Source organism: Rhodanobacter sp. OR92, assembly GCF_000427545.1.
Classification (GTDB): Bacteria; Pseudomonadota; Gammaproteobacteria; order Xanthomonadales; family Rhodanobacteraceae; genus Rhodanobacter; species Rhodanobacter denitrificans.
This window is the reverse complement of record NZ_KE386558.1, coordinates 258515-281598: the sequence shown is the minus strand read 5'-3', so window position 1 is coordinate 281598 and position 23084 is coordinate 258515. Positions and strand designations below refer to the sequence as shown.

At 68.3% G+C, this 23084-nt stretch carries 20 protein-coding genes; 17 read left to right on the top strand and 3 right to left on the bottom strand.

The annotated features are described in order from the left end of the window. Nucleotides 1-52: 52 nt before the first annotated feature. The 3 genes from sucC to RHOOR92_RS0117540 all read left to right on the top strand — a co-directional run bounded on the left by sucC (nucleotide 53) and on the right by RHOOR92_RS0117540 (nucleotide 3970). Entirely contained in the window at nucleotides 53-1348 is a 1296-nt protein-coding gene (sucC, locus tag RHOOR92_RS0117550) for an ADP-forming succinate--CoA ligase subunit beta (protein WP_338110210.1), read from the top strand. Between the two features lie 14 nt (nucleotides 1349-1362). Beyond that, nucleotides 1363-2235: a succinate--CoA ligase subunit alpha gene (sucD, locus tag RHOOR92_RS0117545; RefSeq protein ID WP_007507344.1), complete on the top strand. Its 873-nt coding sequence runs from the start codon at nucleotides 1363-1365 to the stop codon at nucleotides 2233-2235. A 76-nt stretch (nucleotides 2236-2311) separates the two neighbouring features. Then, the gene (locus RHOOR92_RS0117540; RefSeq protein ID WP_007507341.1) at nucleotides 2312-3970 is read left to right on the top strand and encodes an NAD+ synthase; all 1659 of its coding nucleotides are present in this window, start codon (nucleotides 2312-2314) and stop codon (nucleotides 3968-3970) included. 196 nt (nucleotides 3971-4166) lie between these two features. On the opposite strand, the gene RHOOR92_RS0117535 is transcribed toward RHOOR92_RS0117540, so the two are convergent. Further along, nucleotides 4167-5000 carry an outer membrane protein assembly factor BamD gene (locus RHOOR92_RS0117535; protein ID WP_037115710.1) on the bottom strand — a complete coding sequence of 278 codons (834 nt, stop codon included), beginning with the start codon at nucleotides 4998-5000 and terminating at the stop codon, nucleotides 4167-4169. A 104-nt stretch (nucleotides 5001-5104) separates the two neighbouring features. Between RHOOR92_RS0117535 and rluD the strand changes: the two genes are divergently transcribed. The 3 genes from rluD to clpB all read left to right on the top strand — a co-directional run bounded on the left by rluD (nucleotide 5105) and on the right by clpB (nucleotide 9645). Beyond that, complete coding sequence (gene rluD, locus RHOOR92_RS0117530) at nucleotides 5105-6079, top strand: 23S rRNA pseudouridine(1911/1915/1917) synthase RluD (RefSeq protein ID WP_027485338.1); 975 nt, start codon at nucleotides 5105-5107, stop codon at nucleotides 6077-6079. Between the two features lie 93 nt (nucleotides 6080-6172). After that, nucleotides 6173-6922, top strand: a complete 750-nt coding sequence (pgeF, locus tag RHOOR92_RS0117525) for a peptidoglycan editing factor PgeF (RefSeq protein WP_007507335.1) — start codon at nucleotides 6173-6175, stop codon at nucleotides 6920-6922. A gap of 131 nt (nucleotides 6923-7053) precedes the next feature. Then, complete coding sequence (clpB, locus tag RHOOR92_RS0117520) at nucleotides 7054-9645, top strand: ATP-dependent chaperone ClpB (RefSeq protein ID WP_027490830.1); 2592 nt, start codon at nucleotides 7054-7056, stop codon at nucleotides 9643-9645. 87 nt (nucleotides 9646-9732) lie between these two features. Here the strand turns inward: clpB and RHOOR92_RS18915 are convergent, their stop codons facing one another. Together RHOOR92_RS18915 and RHOOR92_RS0117510 are read right to left on the bottom strand one after the other, a co-directional pair. Then, entirely contained in the window at nucleotides 9733-10218 is a 486-nt protein-coding gene (locus RHOOR92_RS18915; protein WP_231378426.1) for a CsgG/HfaB family protein, read from the bottom strand. A gap of 340 nt (nucleotides 10219-10558) precedes the next feature. Next, entirely contained in the window at nucleotides 10559-12931 is a 2373-nt protein-coding gene (locus RHOOR92_RS0117510; RefSeq protein WP_015446891.1) for a TonB-dependent receptor, read from the bottom strand. A gap of 291 nt (nucleotides 12932-13222) precedes the next feature. On the opposite strand from RHOOR92_RS0117510, the gene RHOOR92_RS0117505 reads away from it, so the two are divergent. The 11 genes from RHOOR92_RS0117505 (at nucleotide 13223) to tolQ (ending at nucleotide 23075) form a co-directional block, all read left to right on the top strand. Next, nucleotides 13223-13519 (top strand): zinc ribbon domain-containing protein, encoded by a 297-nt coding sequence (locus tag RHOOR92_RS0117505; protein WP_007507329.1) that lies wholly within the window; start codon nucleotides 13223-13225, stop codon nucleotides 13517-13519. Nucleotides 13520-13621: 102 nt separating this feature from the next. After that, nucleotides 13622-14254 (top strand): DUF3011 domain-containing protein, encoded by a 633-nt coding sequence (locus tag RHOOR92_RS0117500; protein WP_027485340.1) that lies wholly within the window; start codon nucleotides 13622-13624, stop codon nucleotides 14252-14254. An 88-nt stretch (nucleotides 14255-14342) separates the two neighbouring features. Then, entirely contained in the window at nucleotides 14343-16115 is a 1773-nt protein-coding gene (gene aspS / locus RHOOR92_RS0117495; protein ID WP_027485341.1) for an aspartate--tRNA ligase, read from the top strand. Nucleotides 16116-16155: 40 nt separating this feature from the next. Beyond that, entirely contained in the window at nucleotides 16156-16791 is a 636-nt protein-coding gene (locus RHOOR92_RS0117490; protein WP_007507324.1) for an alpha/beta fold hydrolase, read from the top strand. Nucleotides 16792-16889: 98 nt separating this feature from the next. After that, nucleotides 16890-17618 carry a YebC/PmpR family DNA-binding transcriptional regulator gene (locus tag RHOOR92_RS0117485; RefSeq protein WP_007507322.1) on the top strand — a complete coding sequence of 243 codons (729 nt, stop codon included), beginning with the start codon at nucleotides 16890-16892 and terminating at the stop codon, nucleotides 17616-17618. A gap of 139 nt (nucleotides 17619-17757) precedes the next feature. Then, entirely contained in the window at nucleotides 17758-18276 is a 519-nt protein-coding gene (gene ruvC, locus RHOOR92_RS0117480; RefSeq protein WP_007507320.1) for a crossover junction endodeoxyribonuclease RuvC, read from the top strand. Further along, complete coding sequence (gene ruvA, locus RHOOR92_RS0117475) at nucleotides 18273-18869, top strand: Holliday junction branch migration protein RuvA (RefSeq protein WP_027485342.1); 597 nt, start codon at nucleotides 18273-18275, stop codon at nucleotides 18867-18869. Before ruvC ends, ruvA begins: the two co-directional genes overlap by 4 nt. Before the next feature lie 2 nt (nucleotides 18870-18871). After that, nucleotides 18872-20773 (top strand): potassium transporter Kup, encoded by a 1902-nt coding sequence (locus RHOOR92_RS0117470; RefSeq protein WP_015446897.1) that lies wholly within the window; start codon nucleotides 18872-18874, stop codon nucleotides 20771-20773. Nucleotides 20774-20890: 117 nt separating this feature from the next. Continuing rightward, nucleotides 20891-21940: a Holliday junction branch migration DNA helicase RuvB gene (ruvB, locus tag RHOOR92_RS0117465; RefSeq protein WP_007507315.1), complete on the top strand. Its 1050-nt coding sequence runs from the start codon at nucleotides 20891-20893 to the stop codon at nucleotides 21938-21940. Continuing rightward, nucleotides 21933-22370, top strand: coding sequence for a tol-pal system-associated acyl-CoA thioesterase (gene ybgC, locus RHOOR92_RS0117460; protein WP_007507313.1), 438 nt, complete (start codon nucleotides 21933-21935; stop codon nucleotides 22368-22370). The genes ruvB and ybgC overlap by 8 nt, the downstream gene beginning before the upstream one ends. Before the next feature lie 18 nt (nucleotides 22371-22388). Next, on the top strand, nucleotides 22389-23075 hold the full coding sequence (gene tolQ / locus RHOOR92_RS0117455; protein ID WP_007507311.1) for a protein TolQ: 687 nt from the start codon (nucleotides 22389-22391) through the stop codon (nucleotides 23073-23075). Nucleotides 23076-23084 lie beyond the last annotated feature (9 nt).

Below are 23084 nucleotides of genomic sequence, written 5' to 3'. Positions count from 1 at the left end.
GGCCGGCGGCCCTTTCCATCGGCGCCCGCTTCCGCGAAAATAGGCGGCCGTATTGCGCGGTTTGCCGGTTCGGTCCGGCAGGCGCACTGCATCCCGGCAGCGCGTCCATCCGCCGTCCGACCTTCCTGACCCACGCTGGTGCGCCGCGTGCGGCCGCCATCGTTTCTCCGTTCGCTCGAGGTATCGAATGAATTTCCACGAATACCAGGCCAAAGAACTGTTCGCGCAGTACGGCATCGCCGTGCCGCCGGGCAAGATCGCCAGTTCCCCCGACGCCGCCGTCGATGCCGCCAAGGCGCTCGGCGGCTCGCAGTGGATGGTCAAGGCGCAGATCCACGCAGGCGGCCGCGGCAAGGCCGGCGGCGTCAAGTTCTGCAGGAGCCTGGACGACGTCCATGCCGCGGCCAAGGGCATGCTCGGCACCCGCATGGCAACCTACCAGTCGGCCGGCCGCGCGCTGCCGGTGAACCTGGTGCTGGTGACCGACGCCACCAACATCGCCAAGGAGCTGTACCTGTCGGTGCTGGTGGACCGCGACTCCAAGGCCGTGTCCTTCATCGCCTCCAAGCACGGCGGCGTGGACATCGAGCAGGTCGCCAAGGACACGCCCGAAGACATCCACACCATCGTGGTCGACTTCGTCGAAGGGCTGCAGCCGTACCAGTGCCGCCAGCTCGGCTTCGCGATGGATCTCAACGCCAAGCAGGTCAACCAGCTGACCAAGATCATGCTGGGCCTGTACAAGCTGTTCAACGAGAAGGACCTGTCGCTGGTCGAGCTGAACCCGCTGGCCATCCTCGAGGACGGCAACCTGGCCGCGCTGGACGGCAAGGTCAACTCCGACGACAACGCCGACTTCCGCCACCCCGAGCTGGTCGCCATGCGCGACCTGACCCAGGAAGACGCCGCCGAGGCGGCCGCGGTGCAGAACAACCTCAACTACGTGACGATGGACGGCTCGATCGGCTGCATGGTCAACGGCGCCGGCCTGGCAATGGCCACCATGGACGTGATCAAGCTGGCGGGCGGCGAGCCGGCCAACTTCCTCGACGTCGGCGGCGGCGCCACCAAGGAGCGCGTGACCGAGGCGTTCAAGCTGATCCTGTCCTCGGACAAGGTACGCTGCATTCTGGTCAACATCTTCGGCGGCATCGTGCGCTGCGACCTGATCGCCGAGGGCATCATCGCCGCGGTGAAGGAAGTGGGCCTGAAGATCCCCGTGGTGGTGCGCCTGCAGGGCACCAATGTCGATCAGGGCCGCGAACTGCTGGCCAACTCCGGCCTGGCGATCACGCCGGCGGACGATCTCAACGACGCGGCGCAGAAAGCCGTGGCAGCCGCGAAGTGAGGAGTTACTAAGTCATGTCAGTTCTCGTCAACAAAAATACCAAGGTGCTGGTGCAGGGCTTCACCGGCCAGCAGGGCACCTTCCACGCACAGCAGTGCCTCGACTACGGCACCCAGGTGGTCGGCGGCGTCACCCCGGGCAAGGGTGGCTCCCAGCACATCGGCCTGCCGGTGTTCAACTCGGTCGACGAAGCGGTGCTGGAAACCGGCGCCGACGCGTCGGTGATCTTCGTGCCGCCGCCGTTCGCGGCCGACTCGATCCTGGAAGCGATCGATGCCGGCATCAAGGTGATCGTGGCGATCACCGAAGGCATCCCGGTGCTGGACATGCTGCGCGTGAAGAACGTGCTGGCGCAGCATCCGGAAACCATCCTGATCGGGCCGAACTGCCCCGGCATCATCACCCCGGGCGAGTGCAAGATCGGCATCCAGCCGGGCCACATCCACATGCCGGGCAAGGTCGGCATCGTGTCGCGTTCGGGCACGCTGACCTATGAAGCGGTGTTCCAGACCACCAACGAGGGCCTGGGCCAGTCCACCTGCATCGGCATCGGCGGCGACCCGATCAACGGCCTGAACTTCATCGACTGCCTGAAGCTGTTCCAGGACGACCCGCAGACCGAAGGCATCATCATGGTCGGCGAGATCGGCGGCAGCGCCGAGGAAGACGCCGCCGAGTTCATCGGCGAGTACGTGACCAAGCCGGTGGTGTCGTTCATCGCCGGCGCCTCGGCCCCGGCCGGCAAGCGCATGGGCCATGCCGGTGCGATCATCTCCGGCGGCAAGGGCACCGCCGCGGCGAAGTTCGCCGCGCTGGAGAAGGCCGGCGTCACCACGGTGAAGTCGCCGGCCGACCTGGGCAAGACGCTGGCGAAGCTGATGAAGTAAGTCGGCGCCGCCGTGCCGTAAAATGCGAAGGCCGCGATACGTCGCGGCCTTCGTCGTTTTCCGGAGCAGGAAGTCCATGGCAAAGCTGCGTGTGGCGCTGGCCCAGTTCGATTTCGCGGTCGGTGCGGTGGCGGCGAATGCCGCGAAGGTGGGCGAGCTGATCGCCCGGGCGCGCGCCGGCGGCGCCGCGCTGGTGGCGTTTCCCGAGCTGACCCTCTCCGGCTATCCGCCGGAGGATCTGCTGCTGCGACCGAGCTTCCTGGCTGCCTGCGCCAGCGAGCTGGCCACGCTGGCGGCGGCGAGCCACGGCGTTGCCGCCCTGGTCGGCCACCCGTACAGCGAGGGCGAGGTGTTCAACGCGGCCAGCCTGCTGCGCGACGGCAAGGTGGACTGCACCGCACACAAGCAGGCGCTGCCGAACTACGGCGTGTTCGACGACAAGCGCTATTTCCGCCCGGGCCACGCCTCGGTCACGACCATGATCGACGGGGTGAGCGTCGGCCTGCTGATCTGCGAGGACGTGTGGCAGCCGGAGCCGGCGGCGCAGGCTGCGGCGGCCGGTGCGGAGCTGCTGGTGGTGATCAACGCTTCACCGTGGGACGAGCGCAAGCAGGCCGAGCGCGAGGCGGTGCTGGCCGCGCGCGCGAGAGAGACCGGTTGCGCGATCGCCTACCTCAACCTGGTCGGCGGCCAGGACGAGGTGGTCTACGACGGCGGCTCGCTGCTGGTGGACGGCGACGGCATGGTCGCCGCGCGCGCGCCGGCCTTCGTCGACGCGCTGCTGTGGGCCGGGTTCGATCCGGCCACGCGCCGCTGGTCGGCGGACGACTGGCCGGTCGCCGCCGACCCATCGCTGGAGGCGACGCTGTACGCCGCCCTGGTGCGCGGCACCCGCGACTACATCGACAAGAACGCCTTCAGTGGCGTGCTGCTGGGCCTGTCTGGTGGCATCGACTCCGCACTGACGCTGGCGCTGGCAGTCGACGCGCTGGGCGCCTCACGCGTCACCGCGGTGATGATGCCCACCCGCTACACCTCGCAGCTGTCGCTGGACGGCGCACGCGCGCAGGCGCAACGGCTGGGCGTGGACTACCACGTGATCGACATCGAGCCGACCTGCCAGTCGTTCGTCGCGGCACTGGCGCCGGCGTTCGCCGGCAAGGCGGCCGACACCACCGAGGAGAACCTGCAGTCGCGCACGCGCGGCGTGATGTTGATGGCGCTCTCCAACAAGCATGGCAAGCTCTTGCTCGCCACCGGCAACAAGAGCGAGATGGCAGTCGGCTACTGCACGCTGTACGGCGACATGTGCGGCGCCTACGCGCCGCTGAAGGACGTCTACAAGACCGTGGTGTACCGGCTGGCGCGCTGGCGGAATGGGGCCGGGAGTGGGGAAAACAACGCGGCGGGACGAGCCATTTCCGATTCCCGGTTGCCCATTCCCCCCGAAGTCATCGACCGCCCGCCCTCGGCCGAGCTGCGCGACAACCAGACCGACCAGGACTCGCTGCCGCCGTACGACGAGCTGGATGCGATCCTCGAACGCTTCATCGAGGGCGAGCAGTCGCAGGCGGAGATCGTGGCGCAGGGCTTCGATGCCGACGTGGTGCGCCGGGTGGTGCGGCTGGTGCTGCTGAACGAGTTCAAGCGGCGGCAGTCGGCGCCGGGCCCGCGCGTGACCACCCGCGCGTTCGGTCGCGAGCGGCGCTATCCGATTACTTCGGGCTGGCATTGACCCTCGAAGCGAAGGGTCGCCGCCATATCGACGAAGCCGAACCCGCACGGCACGGTTGCTCGCTCTCCCTCCGGCGACCGAAGGGAGTCCCCTTGCGGGTGAGAGGCTTGGGGTGAGGGTGCGGGGCTGGCGAGATCCCCATGAAAAAAGCCGGCGCGGACGCCGGCTCTCTTGTGGACGGAGCAGTCGGCAAAGCTCAATGATGCCCCGAGAACGGCACCATCTTGCGCAGCATGGACGGCGCATGCGGCCACTTGGCGTCGCTCAGGTACGGGTGGTTCGGGTAGTTCAGCGCCAGCACCTGGCGGCTCTGGTCGGCCAGGGTCTTCTGGTCCAGCGCCAGGTAGCTGCGGGTGAGGATGGCCAGCGCATCGCCGGTCTGCGATGCCTGCTGGTAATGCTCGATCACGTACTGCGCGCGGTCGGCGGCGGCGACGTAAGCCTTGTTGCGCAGGTAGAACTCGGCCACGTTGATCTCGTGCTCGGCCAGGATGTTGCGCAGGTAGATCATGCGCTGGCGCGCATCGGCGGTATACGCACTGTCCGGGAAGCGCCGCGACAGCTCGGCGAAGTCGTCGAACGACTGCAGGTTGTAGCCCTGATCGCGGCGTGCCTGCGAACCTTCGCGGTTGATGAAGCGCTCGATCACGCCGCTGGTGCGGTCGAAGTTGATCAGGCCGCGCAGGTAGTAGGCATAATCGACGTGCTTGTTGGCCGGGTAGGTCTTGATGAAGCGGTTCACGGTCGACAAGGCATCATCCGGCTGGTTGTCCTTGTATTGCGCGTAGGCCATCTCCAGTTGTGCCTGCTCGTTGTATTCGCCCGACGGGAAGCGCGCGATCAGGCGCTGGTAGGCCTTGGTGGCGGCTGCATAATCGGCGTTCTGCAACGAGGCGTGCGCGTTGTCGTACAGCGCGACCAGCGGCATCGTGTCGATGGTTTCGCGTTTCGACTTGAACATCGAACAGGCGCTCATCGACACGACGAGCATCAGCACCACAAGCACTTTGAGTACAGGCAATTTGGGCATCGGCAGCCAGGGCGGGTCGATCGTTGGGCGCATAAGGAAGGAGTTCGGATGTTTGAGCGAAAAGGCATGATAGCCGAAACCGGCCACAGCCCGTGGAGGCCGGCATGACCACGATCCGGCACGAGGCGGAGGTGCCGCTGGGGGCGGCGGGACGCAGGTTCGACCAGGCGCTGGCCGAGATGTTCCCCGATTATTCGCGTTCGCGGCTCAGCGGTTGGATCAAATCCGGCGCCGTGACCCTGGACGGCGCGCAGGCGCCGCCGCGGCAGCTGCTGCGGGGCGGCGAGCGGGTATGCCTTGAGGTCGAGCTGGAAAACGAGGTGTCCAGCGCGGCGGAGGACATCGCGCTGACCATCGTGCACGAGGACGCGCACCTGCTGGTGCTGGACAAGCCGGCCGGGCTGGTGGTCCATCCCGGCGCCGGCAACCCGGCCGGCACCCTGCTGAACGCGCTGCTGCACCACGACCCGCAGCTGGCCGAACTGCCGCGCGCCGGCATCGTGCACCGGCTGGACAAGGACACCTCCGGCCTGATGGTGGTGGCGCGGACCCTGCCGACGTACACCGCGCTGGTCGACCTGCTGTCGCGCCACGAAGTGGAGCGCCAGTACGAAGCGGTGGTGCTGGGCACGCTGGTGGCCGGCGGCACGGTGGATGCGCCGATCGGGCGCAGCATGGGCGACCGCCTGCGCCAGGCGGTACGCGACGAGGAAGACGGCAAGCGCGCGGTGACCCACTATCGCCTGCGCGAGCGCTTCCGCGCGCACAGCCTGCTGCAATGCCAGCTGGAAACCGGCCGCACCCACCAGATCCGCGTGCACCTGGCGCATATCGGCCATCCACTGATCGGCGACCCGCTGTACGGCGGCGGCCTGAAGCTGCCCAAGGGCGCCAGCGCGGAACTGGCTGCCACCCTGCGCGGTTTCCGCCGGCAGGCGTTGCATGCCGAGAAGCTGTCGTTCATCCACCCGGCCAGCGGCGAGGCGCTGTCGTTCGGCGCGCAGCGGCCGGCCGACCTGCAGGCGCTGATCGAGGCGCTGCGCGCGGACCTGGCCGAGCACGGTTCGGATCACTACTGAGGGCAAGCGCCAAGGAACGCCGCCGGTGCCTGTGCGATGCTTCCCGAATCCCGAATCCCGAATCCCGAATCCCGAATCCCGAATCCCGAGAAAATGACCGAAACCTGGATCTTCCCCGACTGGCCGGCCCCGGCCCGGGTCCACGCGGCGATCACCACGCGACAGGGGCCAGGCATTTCGGCGCCGCCGTTCGACCGTTTCAACCTCGGCCTGCGCAGCGGCGACGACATCGACGCCGTGCAGGCCAACCGCAGCGCGCTGCAGCAGGCACTGCGACTGCCGTCGGCGCCACGCTGGCTGCGTCAGGTGCACGGTACCGGCGTGGCCGAACTGGGGCCGCTGCCCAGCGCGGACGAGCCGCAGGCGGATGCGGTGGTGTCGCACATTCCCGGCACGGTGCTGGCCATCCTCACCGCCGATTGCCTGCCGGTGCTGTTCTGCGCCGACGACGGCAGCGAGATCGGCGTGGCCCACGCGGGCTGGCGCGGGCTGGCCGCCGGCGTACTGGAAGCCACGCTGACCCAGTTGCAAACGCCACCGGCGCGCCTGCTGGCGTGGTTGGGGCCGTGCATCGGCGCAGCCTCGTACGAGGTGGGCGAGGAAGTGCGCGCGGCCTTCACGGCTACCGACGCCGCGGCCGCCGCCCACTTTGCGCCGACGCGTCCCGGCCACTGGCGCTGCGACCTCGCCGCGCTGGCGCGGCGCCGGTTGCAGGCGTCCGGCGTCCGGCATGTCCACGGCGGCGGCTTCGACACGCTGGCCGATCCGCGCTTCTATTCCTACCGCCGCGACGGCGCCCGCAGCGGCCGCTTCGCCAGCCTGGTCTGGCTGGACCACGCCTGATGTTCCGTTGCTGCCCCGACCGGCCCGGCCTTTCACGCCGCTTGCTTGAATCGCCTGCCACAGTCCGCATCTAAGCGGGCAGTGGCGGCATGGCCCGCCAGAACCATTCATCTCTTGCGGGGATCATTGCGATGCGGATGGACAAGCTCACCTCGCGTTTCCAGCAGGCGCTGGCCGACGCACAGTCGCTGGCCGTGGGCCGCGACCACAACATGCTCGAACCGGTGCACGTGATGGCCGCGCTGCTGGCCCAGCAGGGCGGCTCGACCGCGCCGCTGCTGACCCAGGCCCAGGTCAACGTGCCGCTGCTGACCCAGCGTGTCAACGACCTGCTGGAACGGCTGCCGAAGGTCAGCGGGCAGGAAGGCAACATCAACCTGGGCAACGACCTCAATCGCCTGCTCAACCTCACCGACAAGCTGGCGCAGCAGCGCGGCGACCAGTTCATCGCCAGCGAACTGTTCGTGCTGGCGGCGCTGGAGGACAAGGGTGAACTGGGCGCCGCGCTGAAGGCGGCCGGTGCGACCAGAGCGAACCTCGAGGCGGCGATCGAGCAGTTGCGCGGCGGCGAGAAGGTGCAGAGCGAGAACGCCGAGGAGCAGCGCCAGGCGCTGGAGAAGTACTGCATCGACCTCACCGCGCGCGCCGAGTCGGGCAAGCTCGATCCGGTGATCGGCCGCGACGAGGAGATCCGCCGCACCATCCAGGTGCTGCAGCGGCGCACCAAGAACAACCCGGTGCTGATCGGCGAGCCCGGTGTGGGCAAGACCGCCATCGTCGAGGGCCTGGCCCAGCGCATCATCAAGGGCGAGGTGCCCGAGGGCCTGCGCGACCGCCGAGTGCTGGCGCTGGACATGGGCGCGCTGATCGCCGGCGCCAAGTTCCGCGGCGAATTCGAGGAGCGGCTGAAGGCCGTGCTGAGCGACCTGTCCAAGCAGAAAGGCCGGGTGATCCTGTTCATCGACGAGCTGCACACCATGGTCGGTGCCGGCAAGGCCGAGGGCGCGATGGACGCCGGCAACATGCTCAAGCCCGCGCTGGCGCGCGGCGAGTTGCATTGCATCGGCGCCACCACGCTGGACGAATACCGCAAGTACATCGAGAAGGACGCCGCGCTGGAACGGCGCTTCCAGAAGGTCTTCGTGGGCGAGCCGAGTGTCGAGGACACCATCGCGATCCTGCGCGGGTTGAAGGAACGCTACGCGGTGCACCATGGCGTGGAGATCACCGACCCGGCGATCGTCGCCGCGGCCACGCTGTCGCATCGCTACATCGCCGACCGCCAGCTGCCGGACAAGGCGATCGACCTGATGGACGAGGCGGCCAGCCGCATCCGCATGGAAATCGACTCCAAGCCGGAGGAGCTGGACCGGCTGGAGCGCCGGCTGATCCAGCTGAAGATCCAGCGCGAGATGCTGAAGAAGGAGAAGGACAGCGAGTCGAAGCAACGCCTGGCCGATCTGGAAACCGACATCGGCAAGCTCGAGCGCGAGTTCTCCGACTTGAACGAGATCTGGAAGTCCGAGAAGGCCGCGCTGCAGGGCACCACCAAGGTGAAGGAGCAGATCGAGCAGGCGCGGCAGGAACTCGATGCCGCCCAGCGCCGGCAGGACTACGCCAAGATGAGCGAGATCCAGTACGGCAAGCTGCCGGAACTGGAAAAGCAGCTCGCCGCGGCGCAGGCCGCCGAGACGCAGGACTTCAGGCTGGTGCAGACCCGCGTCACCGCCGAGGAGATCGCCGAGGTGGTCAGCCGCTGGACCGGCATCCCGGTCAACAAGATGCTGGAAGGCGAGCGCGACAAGCTGCTGCACATGGAGGACGCGCTGCACCAGCGCGTGGTCGGCCAGGACGAGGCGGTGCACGCGGTGTCCGACGCGATCCGCCGCTCGCGCGCCGGCCTGTCCGACCCGAACCGGCCGAACGGTTCGTTCCTGTTCCTCGGCCCCACCGGCGTGGGCAAGACCGAGCTGTGCAAGGCGCTGGCCGAGTTCATGTTCGACACCACCGACGCGATGGTGCGCATCGACATGAGCGAGTTCATGGAGAAGCACTCCGTCTCGCGCCTGGTGGGCGCGCCTCCCGGCTACGTCGGCTACGAGGAAGGCGGCTATTTGACGGAAGCAGTGCGCCGCCGGCCGTACAGCGTGATCCTGCTCGATGAAGTGGAGAAGGCGCATCCGGACGTGTTCAACATCCTGCTGCAGGTACTCGACGACGGCCGCCTGACCGACGGACAGGGCCGCACCGTGGATTTTCGCAACACCGTCATCGTGATGACCTCGAACCTCGGCTCGCAGATGATCCAGGACGCGGCCGAGGGCAACGGCGACGCCGAAGAGCAGTACACCCAGATGAAGGCGTCCGTGCTAGGCGTGGTGCAGGCGCACTTCCGCCCGGAGTTCATCAACCGGCTCGACGAGATCGTGGTGTTCCGCCCGCTGGACAAGAGCCAGATCCGCGCGATCGCGAAGATCCAGCTGGAATACCTGGAAAAGCGCCTGGCCGAGCGGCAGCTGAAGCTGGACGTCGGCGACGATGCGCTGGCCCTGCTCGGCAACGTCGGCTTCGATCCGGTGTATGGCGCGCGGCCGCTGAAGCGGGCGATCCAGCAGCAGCTGGAGAACCCGCTGGCCAAGCAGATCCTCGAAGGCCGCTTCCAGTCGGGCGACACGGTGCAGGTGGTCGCCGATGGCGGGAAGCTGCTGTTCCGCAAAGTCTGACGCAGGCCCCGGGGACGATGGTCGTCCCCGGGACGCCGTGCGACGGCCGGGGTGGTTCCGGCCTGCCGCACGGATCGCCGCCGATGGTCAGTCGAGGTCGAGCGTGTCCTTGCTGCCCTGGCGGCGGCGCTGTTGCTTCTGCTGGTAGCGGGCTTCGCAGCCGTCGCGCTTGACCATGGTGCAGTCCAGATAATCGGTGGCCTCGATCAGCGCCGCGCGCACCGCCTTGCTGGCCGGGGTCTTCTTGGCATGGGCGAAGTCGCCGCCGACGCCGCTGACGTAGCCGCGCAGGTTGACGCCGCCGTTGGAGCTGCGCCCTTCGACGGTGCGCGAATACACTACTTCCGAGGTCTCCGCGTCGACCACCCGCAGGTCGATCGCGACATAGGCCTTCGACTTGCCGCCGCCCACGCGGAAGCCGGCGATGTTGAGGCCGCCGGTGTTGGAGGTGTCCTCGGTGTACGCCGCGACGCTGCCGGTGACCGGGTACTGCGGGCCGGTGATGTTGCCGGTGTGCGGGCTGCTGCCTGGGCGCATGTGCGAGCAGGCGGGAAGGTCCTGCTCGGCCAGCACGGCGTCGATCTTCTGCCGCTCGTGGTGTCGTTGGTGAAGTCGATCACGGCGACGGTCATGGTCGGCGCCTCGCGCGCCATCGTGACGCCTGCGCTCAGGGTCAGGGCCAGGGCCGCGCCCGGCATGCTTGTACGGTTCACGGGTTTCATGAACTCCCCTCCAGTCGATGACGCACTGCGTTTCCCATTGGTTGTCGATCCACACTCGCCGCTGGCGGCACAAGCCGTCAGCGAAATCCGTCAACGGATGGCGGCAGGGACGACGCAAAAGGCGGTGGGGAGGCCAGCCATGAAAAAGCCCCGGACTGGCCGGGGCTTTGGGTCCAATGGCTTGCGTCGATTTACCAGCGGTACGCCACCTTGCCGTAGACGTAGGCGCCGTTGAAGCCGAACGGCGAACTCGAGCTGTACGGCAGGATGCCCGAGGTGCTGTTGGCGGCGATCACCTTGTCCGGGTATTCGTCGAACACGTTGTCCGCGCCGAGGGTGAAGGTCCACTGGTCCAGCGTGTAGTCGCCGGCCAGGTCCAGCACCCACTTGGCGGCGAAGGTCTGGTCGTTGGCCGCGTTGTTGTTCAACACGGTGAACTTGCCGTAGCGCGACAGCGTGGAGCGCAGGCCCCAGTGGCCGAGCGTCCAGTCGCCGCCGAGGGTGAACTTGTCGCGCGGCGCGCCGACCGTGATGCGGCCTTTCTCGGTGCGCCCCATACGCTGCAGGTTGAGCCCGTTCTGGGCCAGGATCGCCGGGTTCGGCCGGGTGTTGAGGATGTCGGTCTTGTTGTAGTTGTAGCCCAGCGTCAGGTTGAGCCCGCCGCCGGCCAGTTCGGTGCGCCAGCTGCCCACGATGTCGACGCCGCGGGTGCGCGTGTCCACCGCGTTGGTGAAGTAGCGCCCGCCGGTGACGCCGGGGAAGCCGTGCGCGGTGAGGTAGGTGGTAACCGCGCTGCCGGTGAGGTTCTCCGACAGCACGATGCGGTCGCCGATGCGGATCTGGTAGGCGTCGACGGTCAGCGCGGTGCGGTCGGTGGGCTGCAGCACCAGGCCCAGGCTGTAGTTGACCGATTTCTCCGCCTTCAGCGGCTCGGCGCCGAACGCGCGTCCGACCGGGCTGTTCACCGGGAACGTGCGCACCTCGTAAGGCACGCTGCTGATGAACACGGTGGAGGTGGTGGAGTAGTTCTGCTGGGCCAGCGACGGCGCGCGGAAGCCGTTCGAGGCGGTGGCGCGCAGCGCGACCTTGTCGGTGAACGCATAGCGCGCGGAGAGCTTGCCCGAGGTGGTGTTGCCAAAGTCGCTGTATTTCTCGTGGCGTACGGCCAGCGAGCCGCTCAGCTTCTGGGTAAGGTCCGCGTCCAGCTCGCCATACACGGCGTAGCTGTGGCGGCTGTTGGAGTTGGCATCGGACGGACGGAAGCCGGGGAACACCTGCGAACCGCCGCCGAAATACGAGGTGGGGTCGCCGGCGTCGATGGCGTAGTTCTCGTGGCGGTACTCGCCGCCGAACGCCAGGGTCAGCGGGCCGGCCAGGCCGCCCACGTCGAAGTCGCGCGAGAAATCCGCGTTGAGCAGTTTCTCGGTGTTGTTCAACCTGCCGGCGTAGAAGTGGGTGGGGCTGGTCGGGCCGAGCTGGGTGTTGAGGCTGTGGTTGACGTCGAACTGCAGGCTGTTCTTGCCGTAGTTGCCGCTGAGGTCCCAGTGCCAGTAGTTCGCGGTGGTGCCGCGGATGCCGGCGACGAAGGCGCGGTCCTTGGAGGCGGTGGCGATCAGCGGCAGGAAGCCGTCGGGGTAGATCGCGCGGATGTTGCGGCTGTCCAGGCCCGGACGGTAGAAGCCGGCGGATTCCGCGTTGCGATTGTTGGCGTTGGCGAACGCGTAGACGTTGACGTTCGGCGACAAGTCGTACTGGCTGTTGAGGAACACCGACTGGTGGGTGACCTCGGGGTCGCCGAAGCGCTGGTTGACGCGGGCGTAGCTGGGGTCGGCCGGGTTGCGCAGGTCCGGCCCGGCGCGGTCGGTGTAGCCGTCCTTGCCCACCGCGGCGGCCACGCGCAGCCAGCCGTCCTGGCCGAGGTGGAAGCCGATGTCGCCGCTGCCTTCGCGCTGCAGGCCGTCGCCGGCGCTGTACTGGCCCACGCTGGCGGCCACGCTGCCGCCGTCGGCGCCGTCCTTCAGCACGATGTTGACCACGCCGGCGATCGCGTCGGAGCCGTATTGCGCGGCGGCGCCGTCGCGCAGCACCTCGATGCGCTTCACCGCGGTGATCGGGATCGCGTTGAGGTCCACCGGCGAGGAGCCGCGACCCTGGGTGCCGTTGAGGTTGACGATCGCGCCGGTGTGGCGGCGCTTGCCGTTAACCAGCACCAGCACCTGGTCCGGCGACAGGCCGCGCAACTGCGCCGGGCGCGAGCCGTCGGTGCCGTCGGTGAGCGAGGGGCGCGGGAAGTTCAGCGAGGGCAGCAGGCGCGACAGCGCCGTGGCCAGCTCGGTGGTGCCGGTACCCTGCAGGTCGGCGGGGCTCAACACGTCGATCGGCGCCAGCGACTCGCCGGCGGTGCGGTTGGACACGCGCGTGCCGGTGACCACCACGGAATCGAGGTTCTTGGCCTTGGCCGGGGTGGCTTGGCTGGCATCCTGTGCGGCGACATTGCCGGCCAGGGCCAGCAGCACCGCAGCGGGAAGCCACGCCAGGGCGATCGGGTTGGAACGTTTGCTCATGGAAGCTCTCCGGTTCGTGGTTTGCCGCATCGCAGCAAATGCAGACTAGTGGTGCGCCATTGCTCCGTCAATAGACGTATAGACGTCTATCAGTCCAAATGCCGCAACGACCCCTTCGTGTGTGCTGGGGGAACATGAGTCGGCAGGCCGGCCCGGGTTCGTCCCTGATCCGCAGGCTACTACCATGGGCAAGGCGCCCGCCATGCGCCGCCTGCTACATTGAAATCCTGCCGCACACGCCGATAATGGCCTGTTGCCGGCCCCGCGATGGCCGGCGTGCCCGGAGTTCCCATGCCCATCTACGAATTCGAATGCAGCCATTGCGGTCACCGCTTCGACCGCCTGCAGAAGTTGTCCGATACCGACCCCACCGTCTGTCCCGCCTGCGATGCGCCGCACCTGCGGCGGATGGTCAGCGCACCGTCGTTCCGGCTCGCCGGCAGCGGCTGGTACGAGACCGACTTCAAGAAGAGCGGCGAGAAGAAGCACAACCTGGCCGGCGATGCCGGCCAGTCCGGCACCGCGGCGGCTGCCCCCGCGGCTGCCCCGGCGCCGGCCTCCGGCGACTCCGGAAGCAGCGCCAGCTGAACCGCTGGGATGCCCGGCCGGTTGCCGCGTTCGGACGCGGGATATGCTGATTCCGAACGACTCCGGCGCGGTGCCGGGGCGGCATGAACGAGGAGGCGGAGCATGCGGGCAGTCGGCAGGTGGGCGGTCGGGATCATCGTGGCCGGACTGGGGGGCGGCCTGCTGGGAGTGGCCCCGCCGGCGCAGGCGCAGTCGGATGCGCCGGTGCGCTGCGTGAGCAACGACGGCCACTACGCGCGCTGCGCCGTGCCGTGGCGGTACGTCGAGCTGTACAAGCAGGAGTCGAAGGCCGCCTGCCTGCGCGGCGAGAGCTGGGGCATGGACCACGGCACGCTGTGGGTCGATCGCGGCTGCCGCGGCCTGTTCGGTCCGGCCGAGCGCGATGACTACGCCTACGGCAACCGTGATCGCGGCCGTTACGACGGCCGTCCCGGCGATCGCGACGACGACGCCTGGGGCGATCGCCGGGACGAACGTTACGACGACCGCGACGACGACCGGGGCGACTGGCGCCCCGGACCCGGCTGGGATCGCCGGATCAGCCTGCAGTGCGACAGCAACCAGAAGAAATACCAGATGTGCCAGGTCGACGTGGGCCGCCACGGTCGCGTGCGGTTGGGCCGGCAGCTTTCCGACGCGAATTGCGTGGAGGGCTACAGCTGGGGCTGGAACCGCGCCGGAGTGTGGGTGGCGCACGGTTGCCGCGGCCAGTTCCTGGTCGACCGGCGCTGGTAGCGCGGCCCGCCGCGGTGCGCGGCAGTGGTAGACTTTGCGGTCTTTTCCCTTGCCTGAAGTCGCCGCGGCGACGCCGGAGTTCCAACGCATGCGCACGCATTACTGCGGCCTCATCGACGAGGCGCTGATCGGCCAGACCGTCACCCTGTGCGGCTGGGTCAACAAGATCCGCCTGCAGGCGCACGTGGCGTTCGTCGACCTGCGCGACCACGAGGGGCTGGCCCAGGTGGTGATCGATCGCGACAATCCCGCCGCGTTCGCCGTCGCCGGCGAGCTGGGCTACGAGTACTGCGTGCGCGTGACCGGCACGATCCGCCCGCGGGTGTCGGTCAACGACAAGCTGAAGACCGGTACGGTCGAGTTGCTGGCCGACACGGTGGAGGTGCTCAACGCCGCGAAGGACCTGCCGTTCGCGCTGCACGAGAACCCGAACGAGGACCTGCGGATGACCTACCGCTACCTCGACCTGCGCCGCCCCGAGATGCAGGCGATGATGCGCAAGCGCATCAAGCTGGTGCAGGCGCTGCGCCGCTACCTCGACGCGCGCGGATTCCAGGACGTGGAGACGCCGATCCTGACCAAGGCCACGCCGGAGGGCGCGCGCGACTACCTGGTGCCCAGCCGCGTGCATCCGGGCCAGTTCTACGCACTGCCGCAGTCGCCGCAGCTGTTCAAGCAGATCCTGATGGTGGCCGGCTTCGACCGCTACTACCAGATCGCCCGCTGCTTCCGCGACGAGGACCTGCGCGCCGACCGCCAGCCGGAGTTCACCCAGCTCGACCTGGAGTTCGCCTTCGTGGAAGAGAAGGACGTGCAGGACTTCGTGGAGGAACTGATCCGCCACGTTTTCCGCGAAGTGCAGAGCGTCGAGCTGGACGCGGCGTTCCCGCGCATGACCTGGATGGAGGCGATGCGCCGCTTCGGTTCGGACAAGCCGGACCTGCGCATCGCGCTGGAGCTGGTCGACGTGGCCGACGCGGTGAAGCACGTCGAGTTCAAGGTGTTCGCCGAGCCGGCCAACGACCCGGCCGGCCGCGTCGCCGCGCTGCGCGTGCCGGGCGGCAGCACGCTGTCGCGCAAGGACATCGACGGCCTGGCCGAGTACGTCGCGCGTTACGGTGCGAAGGGCCTGGCCTGGCTCAAGGTCGAGGATCTGGCCAAGGGCCGCGACGGGATCAATTCGCCGGTGGCGAAGTTCCTCGACGACGCGGCGCTGAATGGCGTGCTCAAGGCGACCGCTGCGCAGACCGGCGACATCGTGTTCTTCGGCGCCGGTGCGTGGAAGACCGTGTCCGACTTCATGGGCGCGCTGCGGCTGAAGGTCGGCAAGGATCGTGGCCTGGTCGCGGACGGCTGGAAGCCGCTGTGGGTCACCGACTTCCCGATGTTCGAGTACGACGCCGAGGAACAGCGTTTCGTGGCCCTGCATCACCCGTTCACCGCGCCGAAGGTGGATGACGCCGCCCAGCTGCGCGCCGACCCGCACAACGCGGTGAGCCGCGGCTACGACATGGTCTTGAACGGCAACGAGATCGGCGGCGGCTCGATCCGCATCCACCGCCCGGAGATGCAGAGCACGGTGTTCGAGCTGCTTGGCATCGGCGCGGAGGAGGCGGAAATGAAGTTCGGCTTCCTGCTGAAGGCACTGAAATTCGGTGCACCGCCGCATGGCGGCCTGGCCTTCGGCATCGACCGCATCGCCGCCTTGATGGCCGGCACCGAGTCGATCCGCGACGTGATCGCCTTCCCCAAGACCACCAGCGCGCAGGACCTGATGACCGATGCGCCCTCGCCGATCGCCGCGGCGCAGCTGAAGGAGCTGCACGTGCGCGTGGCGACCGACGGCGAGGCTGCCGGCTGAGCCGCCGGCAGTTGCGCTCGCGTCACGGCGGCGGTACGCCATGAGCGATCACGTGATCCTGCTGCACGGTCTGTGGATGCGCGGTTTCGCGCTGTCCATGCTGCACCGCCGGCTGATGGAGGCAGGCTTCCGTGTGCACCGCTTCGATTACCTGAGCGTGGCGGCCACCCAGCAGCGCATCCTGGACCGGTTGCAGGCACGCATGGCCGCGCTGGCCGGGGAGGCCGACGCGGTGCACCTGGTCGGCCACAGTCTGGGCGGCTTGCTGGCCTTGCGCGCCTGTCTCGACGGCACCCCGCCGCCCGGTCGCATCGTCTGCCTGGGCTCGCCGCTGAAGGGCAGCGCCGCGGCGCGCGGTTTCGCCGCCTGGGGCCGCGGCGGCGAGGTGCTGCTGGGGCACAACCGCGAACTGCTGGAACAGGGCTTCGAACGCTGGGACGGGCCGCGCGAGGTCGGCGTGATCGCCGGGCGCCTGCCGCTCGGCCTGGGCGCCATGCTCGGCCACTTCGCCGGCGAGCACGACGGCACGGTGGCAGTGGAGGAAACCCGCCTGGCGGGGGTGACTGCGCACCGCGTGGTCGAAGCAAACCACACCGGCCTGCTGTTCTCGCAGGAGGTGGCGCGACTGGTGGCGGAATTCCTGCGCCACGGCCGGTTTCCGCCCGCCGCGGCCTGAGGCGTCATGCCGCGGTTCGGTGGGGCGGCGTGGCCGGCACGCGGGCCGAATTCAGGTAAAATTGAGCGCTTGTCCACTCGCTTCGTGCAGGAATCGTCATGGGTAGAGGCCCGTCCATCGAAGGTCGCAAGAACGCCGAAGACGCCAGGCGCGCCAAGGTGTTCACCAAGCTGATCCGCGAGATCACCGTCGCCACCCGTTCCGGCGTCGCCGACCCTGGCGGCAACCCGCGCCTGCGTGCGGCAATCGACAAGGCCCTGTCGGCGAACATGACCAAGGACACCATCGAGCGCGCGATCAAGCGTGGCTCCGGCACCGACGGCGGTGCCGACATGCAGGAACTGCGCTACGAAGGCTACGGCCCGGCCGGCATCGCGCTGATCATCGAGTGCTTCACCGACAATCCCACCCGTACCGTGGCCGACGTGCGCTACGCGCTGACCAAGCATGGCGGCAACCTTGGTACCTCCGGTTCGGTGGCGTTCCAGTTCACCCGCTGCGGCGAGCTGGTGTTCGCCACCGGCGACGACGCGGCGGCCGAGGAAAAGGTGCTGGAGGCGGCGCTGGAAGCCGGCGCCGACGACGTGATCAACGAGCACGGCGAAAGCACCGTGCTGTGCACACCGGAGAGCTTCGAGGCGGTGCAGCAGGGCTTGATCGCCGCCGGGCTGAACGCCCAGCACGCCGGCGTGGTGATGCGCCCGAACAACCGCGTCGAGGTGCCGGAGGAGGCGCTGGAGCAGTTGCTCGACCTGCTGGAGAAGCTCGACGCGCTGGACGACGTAAGCGAGGTGTCGCACAACGCCGCCTTGCCGGCGGCCTCGTGACGGGATTCGTGGACCGGGGGGCGAGATTCGGTACGAGCAAAAAGTCGGGCGGTTCGGCGCGACTCCATCCACCAAAGAAGTGAAGGCGCCCGCTGTGGCTTCTCCCGAATCCCGAGTCCAAAATCCCGAATTCCGGCATGTGCGGATCATCGGCATCGACCCCGGCAGCCAGCGCACCGGCGTGGGCATCATCGACGTGGACGATGCCGGCAGGCTCAGCCACGTCTTCCACGGCGCGCTGGCGGTGGCCGGCGAGGCCAGCTTTCCGCTGCGCCTGAAACGCATCTTTGACGAACTGTGTGACATCATCGCGACCCACCAGCCGGCCGAGTGCGGGGTCGAGCGCGTGTTCATGGCGCGCAATCCGGATTCGGCGCTGAAGCTCGGACAGGCGCGCGGCGCCGCGATCTGCGCGGTGGTCAGCCAGGGGATCGTGGTGCACGAATATGCAGCAACCGAAGTGAAGCAGTCCGTGGTCGGCAGCGGTCGCGGCGACAAGACCCAGGTACAGCACATGATCGGCGTGCTGCTCGGCCTCAAGGGACCGCTGCAGGCCGATGCCGCCGATGCGCTGGCGGTGGCGGTGACGCATGCGCACACCCGCGCCAGTCTGGCCCGCGTCGGCATTCCGCGCACGGCCTGGAGGCGGCGCCGGTGATCGGGCGCCTGCGCGGCACCCTGATCGGCAAGCAGCCGCCGTCGCTGCTGGTCGAGGTCGGCGGCGTCGGCTACGAGGTCGAGGCGCCGATGTCGACCATCTACGACCTGCCGGGCCTCGGCAAGGAAGTGGTGCTGCTGATCCACCACGCGGTGAAGGAAGACAGCATCACGCTGTACGGCTTCCTGCACGAAGCCGAACGCACGCTGTTCCGCAACCTGCTGAAGGTCAGCGGGATCGGCGCGAAGATCGCGCTGGCGGTGTTGTCCGGCGTGTCCACCGACCACTTCGCGCGGCTGGTGCAGGCCGGCGACGTGGTCGCGCTGACCAAGATCCCCGGCATCGGCAAGAAGACCGCCGAGCGCATCGTGGTGGAGCTGCGCGATCGCCTCGATGGCATGTCGGGCATTCCCGGCGCCACGCCGCGTGCGGCCGGTGCGCCGCTGGATGCCACCGGCGAAGCGACCGTGGCGCTGCAGCAGCTGGGCTACAAGCCGGTCGAGGTGAGCCGGCTGGTGCAGAAGGTCGCCGCCGAGGGCGACGACGCCGAAGCGATCATCCGCAAGGCGTTGCGCGCGGCGCTCGGGGGCTGATCGTGGGCCGGCAGAACAACCCGATCGAGACTGCGTCGGACGCCCGGCGCCGGTTGCGGACGCTGGCGCTGGGCGCGATCGGCGTGGTGTTCGGCGACATCGGCACCAGCCCGCTGTACACCATGAAGGAAACCCTCGGCACGCACGGCATGACGCCGACCGAGCCGGCGGTGCTGGGCGTGCTTTCGCTGGTGTTCTGGTCGCTGATCATGGTGGTCTCGCTGAAGTACGTCACCTTCGTGATGCGTGCGGACAACAAGGGCGAGGGCGGCATCATGGCGCTGATGGCGCTGGCGCAGCGTTCGATGAGTGGCTCGGCGCGCGCGCGCTGGGTACTGGCCGGCTTCGGCATCTTCGGCGCGGCGCTGTTCTACGGCGACGGCGTGATCACCCCGGCGATCTCGGTGCTCGGCGCGGTCGAGGGCCTGCAAGTCGCTGCGCCCGGCCTGGGCAAGTACGTGGTGTGGATTGCGCTGGCGATCCTGCTCGGCATGTTCGCGGTGCAGCGGCACGGCACGCACAAGGTCGGCAAGGCGTTCGCGCCGGTGATGACGCTGTGGTTCGTGGTGCTGGCGGTGCTCGGCGTGCGCCAGATCATCGCCAACCCGCAGGTGCTGTACGCGATCAATCCGCTGCATGCGGTGCGTTTCTTCCTCAGCCACGGCAATACCTCCTTCATCGCGCTCGGCGGCGTGGTGCTGGCACTGACCGGCGCCGAGGCGCTGTATGCCGACATGGGCCACTTCGGCAAGAAGCCCATCCGGCTGGCCTGGTTCGGCTTCGTGCTGCCGGCGCTGCTGCTCAACTATTTCGGTCAGGGTGCGCTGCTGCTGGCCGATCCGCTGGCGATCTCCAGCCCGTTCTACCTGATGGTGCCCGAGTCGCTGCTGTATCCGATGATCGTGCTGTCGGCGGCGGCGGCGGTGATCGCCTCGCAGGCGGTGATCTCCGGCGCGTTCTCGATGACCCGCGAGGCGATGTCGCTGGGCTATTCGCCGCGGCTGGCGGTGGTGCACACCTCGCGCGAGATGTCCGGGCAAATCTTCGTGCCGTGGGTCAACCGGATGCTGATGGTGCTGGTGATCCTGGCGGTGCTCGGCTTCCGCAGCTCGGACAACCTGGGCGCCGCCTATGGCATCGCGGTGACCGGCACCATGACCATGACCACCTTGCTGGCGCTGGTGGTGGCGCGCAAGCGCTGGCACTGGAGCTGGCTGACGGTGGTGCTGGTCGGCGTGCTGTTCCTGATCATCGACCTGTCGTTCTTCGGCGCGAACCTGCTGAAGGTCGCGCATGGCGGCTGGTTCCCGCTGGTGCTGGGCGTGGTGCTGTTCACGGTGATGACGACCTGGCGCCGCGGCCGCGAGCTGGTGGTGCGCGAGATCAAGCAGGGCGGGCTGGCGCTGGCGCCGTTCATCGAGAACATCGCCGAGCACCCGCCGTTGCGCGTGCCGGGCACGGCGATCTTCCTCACCGCGAACCAGCATGCCGTGCCGCATGCGCTGCTGCACAACCTCAAGCACAACAAGGTGCTGCACGAACGCAACGTGCTGCTGACGGTGGAGACGCTGGAAACGCCGGTGGCCGAGGCCGACGAGCGCATCGCGATCACCCCGATGGCCGGCAACTTCTTCGGGCTGGAGCTGCGCTTCGGCTTCGCCGAGGATCCGAACATCCCGCTGGCGCTGACCCAGTGCACACGCGAGGGACTCGGCTTCGACATGATGGACACCACCTTCTTCCTGTCGCGCGAGACCATCGTGGCCGACGCACGTCGCCCCGGCATGGCGCTGTGGCGCGACAAGCTGTTCGCGTTCCTGTCGCGCAACGCGATGCCGGCCACCGCGTTCTTCCAGATCCCCGGCAACCGGCTGATCGAGCTGGGCGCGCAGGTCGAAATCTGAGCCGACCTTGTAGGAGCCCGCTTGCGGGCGATGCTCTTGCTTCGGAGCCCGCGGCGGAAAGGCATCGCCCGCAAGCGGGCTCCTACAAGTGCGTGGCCGGCCTGCCATAATGCCGGCATGACCGACCACCGCATCATCACCGCCGCCGCCCAGCTCGACGACGAGGCGCTGGAAGCCACCATCCGGCCGAAGCGGCTGGCCGAGTACCTGGGCCAGCAGGCGGTGCGCGAGCAGCTGTCGATCTACATCGAGGCGGCGAAGAAGCGCGGCGGCGCGCTGGACCACGTGCTGGTGTTCGGCCCGCCGGGGCTGGGCAAGACCACGCTCAGCCACGTGATCGCGAACGAGCTGGGGGTCAACCTGCGCTCCACCTCTGGCCCGGTGCTGGAGCGCGCCGGCGACCTGGCCGCGCTGCTGACCAACCTGGAGGCGAACGACGTGCTGTTCGTCGACGAGATCCACCGCCTGTCGCCGATCGTCGAGGAAGTGCTGTACCCGGCGATGGAGGACTTCCAGATCGACATCATGATCGGCGAAGGCCCGGCCGCGCGCTCGATCAAGCTGGACCTGCCGCCGTTCACCCTGATCGGCGCCACCACCCGCGCCGGCATGCTCACCGCGCCGCTGCGCGACCGCTTCGGCATCGTGCAGCGACTGGAGTTCTATACCGCCGACGAGCTCACCGCGATCGTGCGCCGCGCCGCGAAGATCCTCGGCATCGCCTGCGCGCCGGAAGGGGCGCAGGAAATCGCCCGTCGCTCGCGCGGCACCCCGCGCATTGCCAACCGCCTGCTGCGCCGGGTGCGCGACTACGCCGAGGTGCGTGCCGGCGGCGAGATCACCCTGGCGGCGGCGCAAGCCGCGCTGGACATGCTGAAGATCGACCCGCAGGGCTTCGACGAGCTGGACCGGCGCCTGCTTGGCCTGATCATCGAGAACTTCGACGGCGGCCCGGTCGGGGTGGAGTCGCTGGCCGCTGCGCTGAGCGAGGATCGGGGCACGCTGGAGGACGTGGTCGAGCCGTACCTGATCCAGCAGGGCTATCTGATCCGTACCGCCCGTGGCCGCATGGTCAGCGCCAGAGGGTGGCGCCACCTGGGACTGACCCCACCGCCGCGGCAGGCGCCGCCCGCCGACCTGTTCGATGCCGGAACCGACGATGCCTGAATCCGCTCCCGAACCGCCCTTCAGCTGGAACGTACGGGTCTACTGGGAAGACACCGACGCCGGCGGCGTGGTCTACCACGCCGGCTACCTGCGCTTCATGGAGCGCGCCCGCAGCGAGTGGATGCGGGCGCTGGGCGTCGACCAGATGGCCTTCAAGCAGGCCACCGGGCTGGCCTTCATGGTGCGCGACATGCACATCGACTTCCTCAGGCCCGCCCTGCTGGATGATGAACTGTCGGTAACGGTCGAAGTCAAAGAACGGCGCGCAGCCAGTATCCTGTTCGCCCAGACGATCACGAAGAAGGACGGCAGCTGCCTGATCCGCGCCAGCGTGCGGGTGGCCTGCGTCGACCTCCAGCGCATGCGGCCGGCGCCGATTCCGGCCGACCTGATCCCGCAACCCGCACCTCAAGACAACCCAAGCCGATAGGCGGAGAACCTGCAAGCAATGAACGGTGGACTGAATGTTTTCACGCTGATCGCGGATTCGAGCGTGCCGGTAAAACTGGTGCTGCTGATCCTGCTGGTGTTCTCGTTCCTGTCCTGGGTCATCATCATCCGCAAGTACTCGCAGACCAAGGCGGCGATGGAGAATGCCGAGGAATTCGAGGAACGCTTCTGGTCCGGCGGCGATCTGGCCCAGTTGTTCCGCGAGGTCAGCAACCGCCACGGCGGCACCGGCGGCATCGAGAACATCTTCGAGTCGGGCTTCCGCGAATTCGCCCGCCAGCGCCAGCGCAAGACGCACGATACGCGCAGCGCCATCGAGGGCTCCGAGCGCGCCATGCAGGTGGCCGGCACGCGCGAGATCGGCCTGCTCGAGCGCAACCTGGAGTTCCTCGCCAACGTCGGCTCGATCAGCCCGTACGTCGGCCTGTTCGGCACCGTGTGGGGCATCATGGGCGCGTTCCAGGGCCTGGGCGAGATGAAGGACGTGACCATCGCGGTGGTCGCGCCGCACATCTCCGAGGCGCTGATCGCCACCGCGATGGGCCTGTTCGCGGCGATCCCGGCGCAGTGGGCGTACAACCGCTACGCCACCAAGGTCGAGCGCATCGCCTCGCGCTACGACGTGTTCCAGGAAGAGTTCTCCTCGGTACTGCAGCGGCAGATCCAGACCGACGACGTCGCCTGAGCGGAGAGC

Coding starts and splice junctions, on each gene's coding strand:
- sucD (WP_007507344.1), top strand. CDS start 1,363: ATGTCAGTTCTCGTCAACAAAAATACCAAGGTGCTGGTGCAGGGCTTC.
- RHOOR92_RS0117540 (WP_007507341.1), top strand. CDS start 2,312: ATGGCAAAGCTGCGTGTGGCGCTGGCCCAGTTCGATTTCGCGGTCGGT.
- RHOOR92_RS0117535 (WP_037115710.1), bottom strand. CDS start 5,000: ATGCCCAAATTGCCTGTACTCAAAGTGCTTGTGGTGCTGATGCTCGTC.
- rluD (WP_027485338.1), top strand. CDS start 5,105: ATGACCACGATCCGGCACGAGGCGGAGGTGCCGCTGGGGGCGGCGGGA.
- pgeF (WP_007507335.1), top strand. CDS start 6,173: ATGACCGAAACCTGGATCTTCCCCGACTGGCCGGCCCCGGCCCGGGTC.
- clpB (WP_027490830.1), top strand. CDS start 7,054: ATGCGGATGGACAAGCTCACCTCGCGTTTCCAGCAGGCGCTGGCCGAC.
- RHOOR92_RS0117510 (WP_015446891.1), bottom strand. CDS start 12,931: ATGAGCAAACGTTCCAACCCGATCGCCCTGGCGTGGCTTCCCGCTGCG.
- RHOOR92_RS0117505 (WP_007507329.1), top strand. CDS start 13,223: ATGCCCATCTACGAATTCGAATGCAGCCATTGCGGTCACCGCTTCGAC.
- RHOOR92_RS0117500 (WP_027485340.1), top strand. CDS start 13,622: ATGCGGGCAGTCGGCAGGTGGGCGGTCGGGATCATCGTGGCCGGACTG.
- aspS (WP_027485341.1), top strand. CDS start 14,343: ATGCGCACGCATTACTGCGGCCTCATCGACGAGGCGCTGATCGGCCAG.
- RHOOR92_RS0117490 (WP_007507324.1), top strand. CDS start 16,156: ATGAGCGATCACGTGATCCTGCTGCACGGTCTGTGGATGCGCGGTTTC.
- RHOOR92_RS0117485 (WP_007507322.1), top strand. CDS start 16,890: ATGGGTAGAGGCCCGTCCATCGAAGGTCGCAAGAACGCCGAAGACGCC.
- ruvB (WP_007507315.1), top strand. CDS start 20,891: ATGACCGACCACCGCATCATCACCGCCGCCGCCCAGCTCGACGACGAG.
- ybgC (WP_007507313.1), top strand. CDS start 21,933: ATGCCTGAATCCGCTCCCGAACCGCCCTTCAGCTGGAACGTACGGGTC.
- tolQ (WP_007507311.1), top strand. CDS start 22,389: ATGAACGGTGGACTGAATGTTTTCACGCTGATCGCGGATTCGAGCGTG.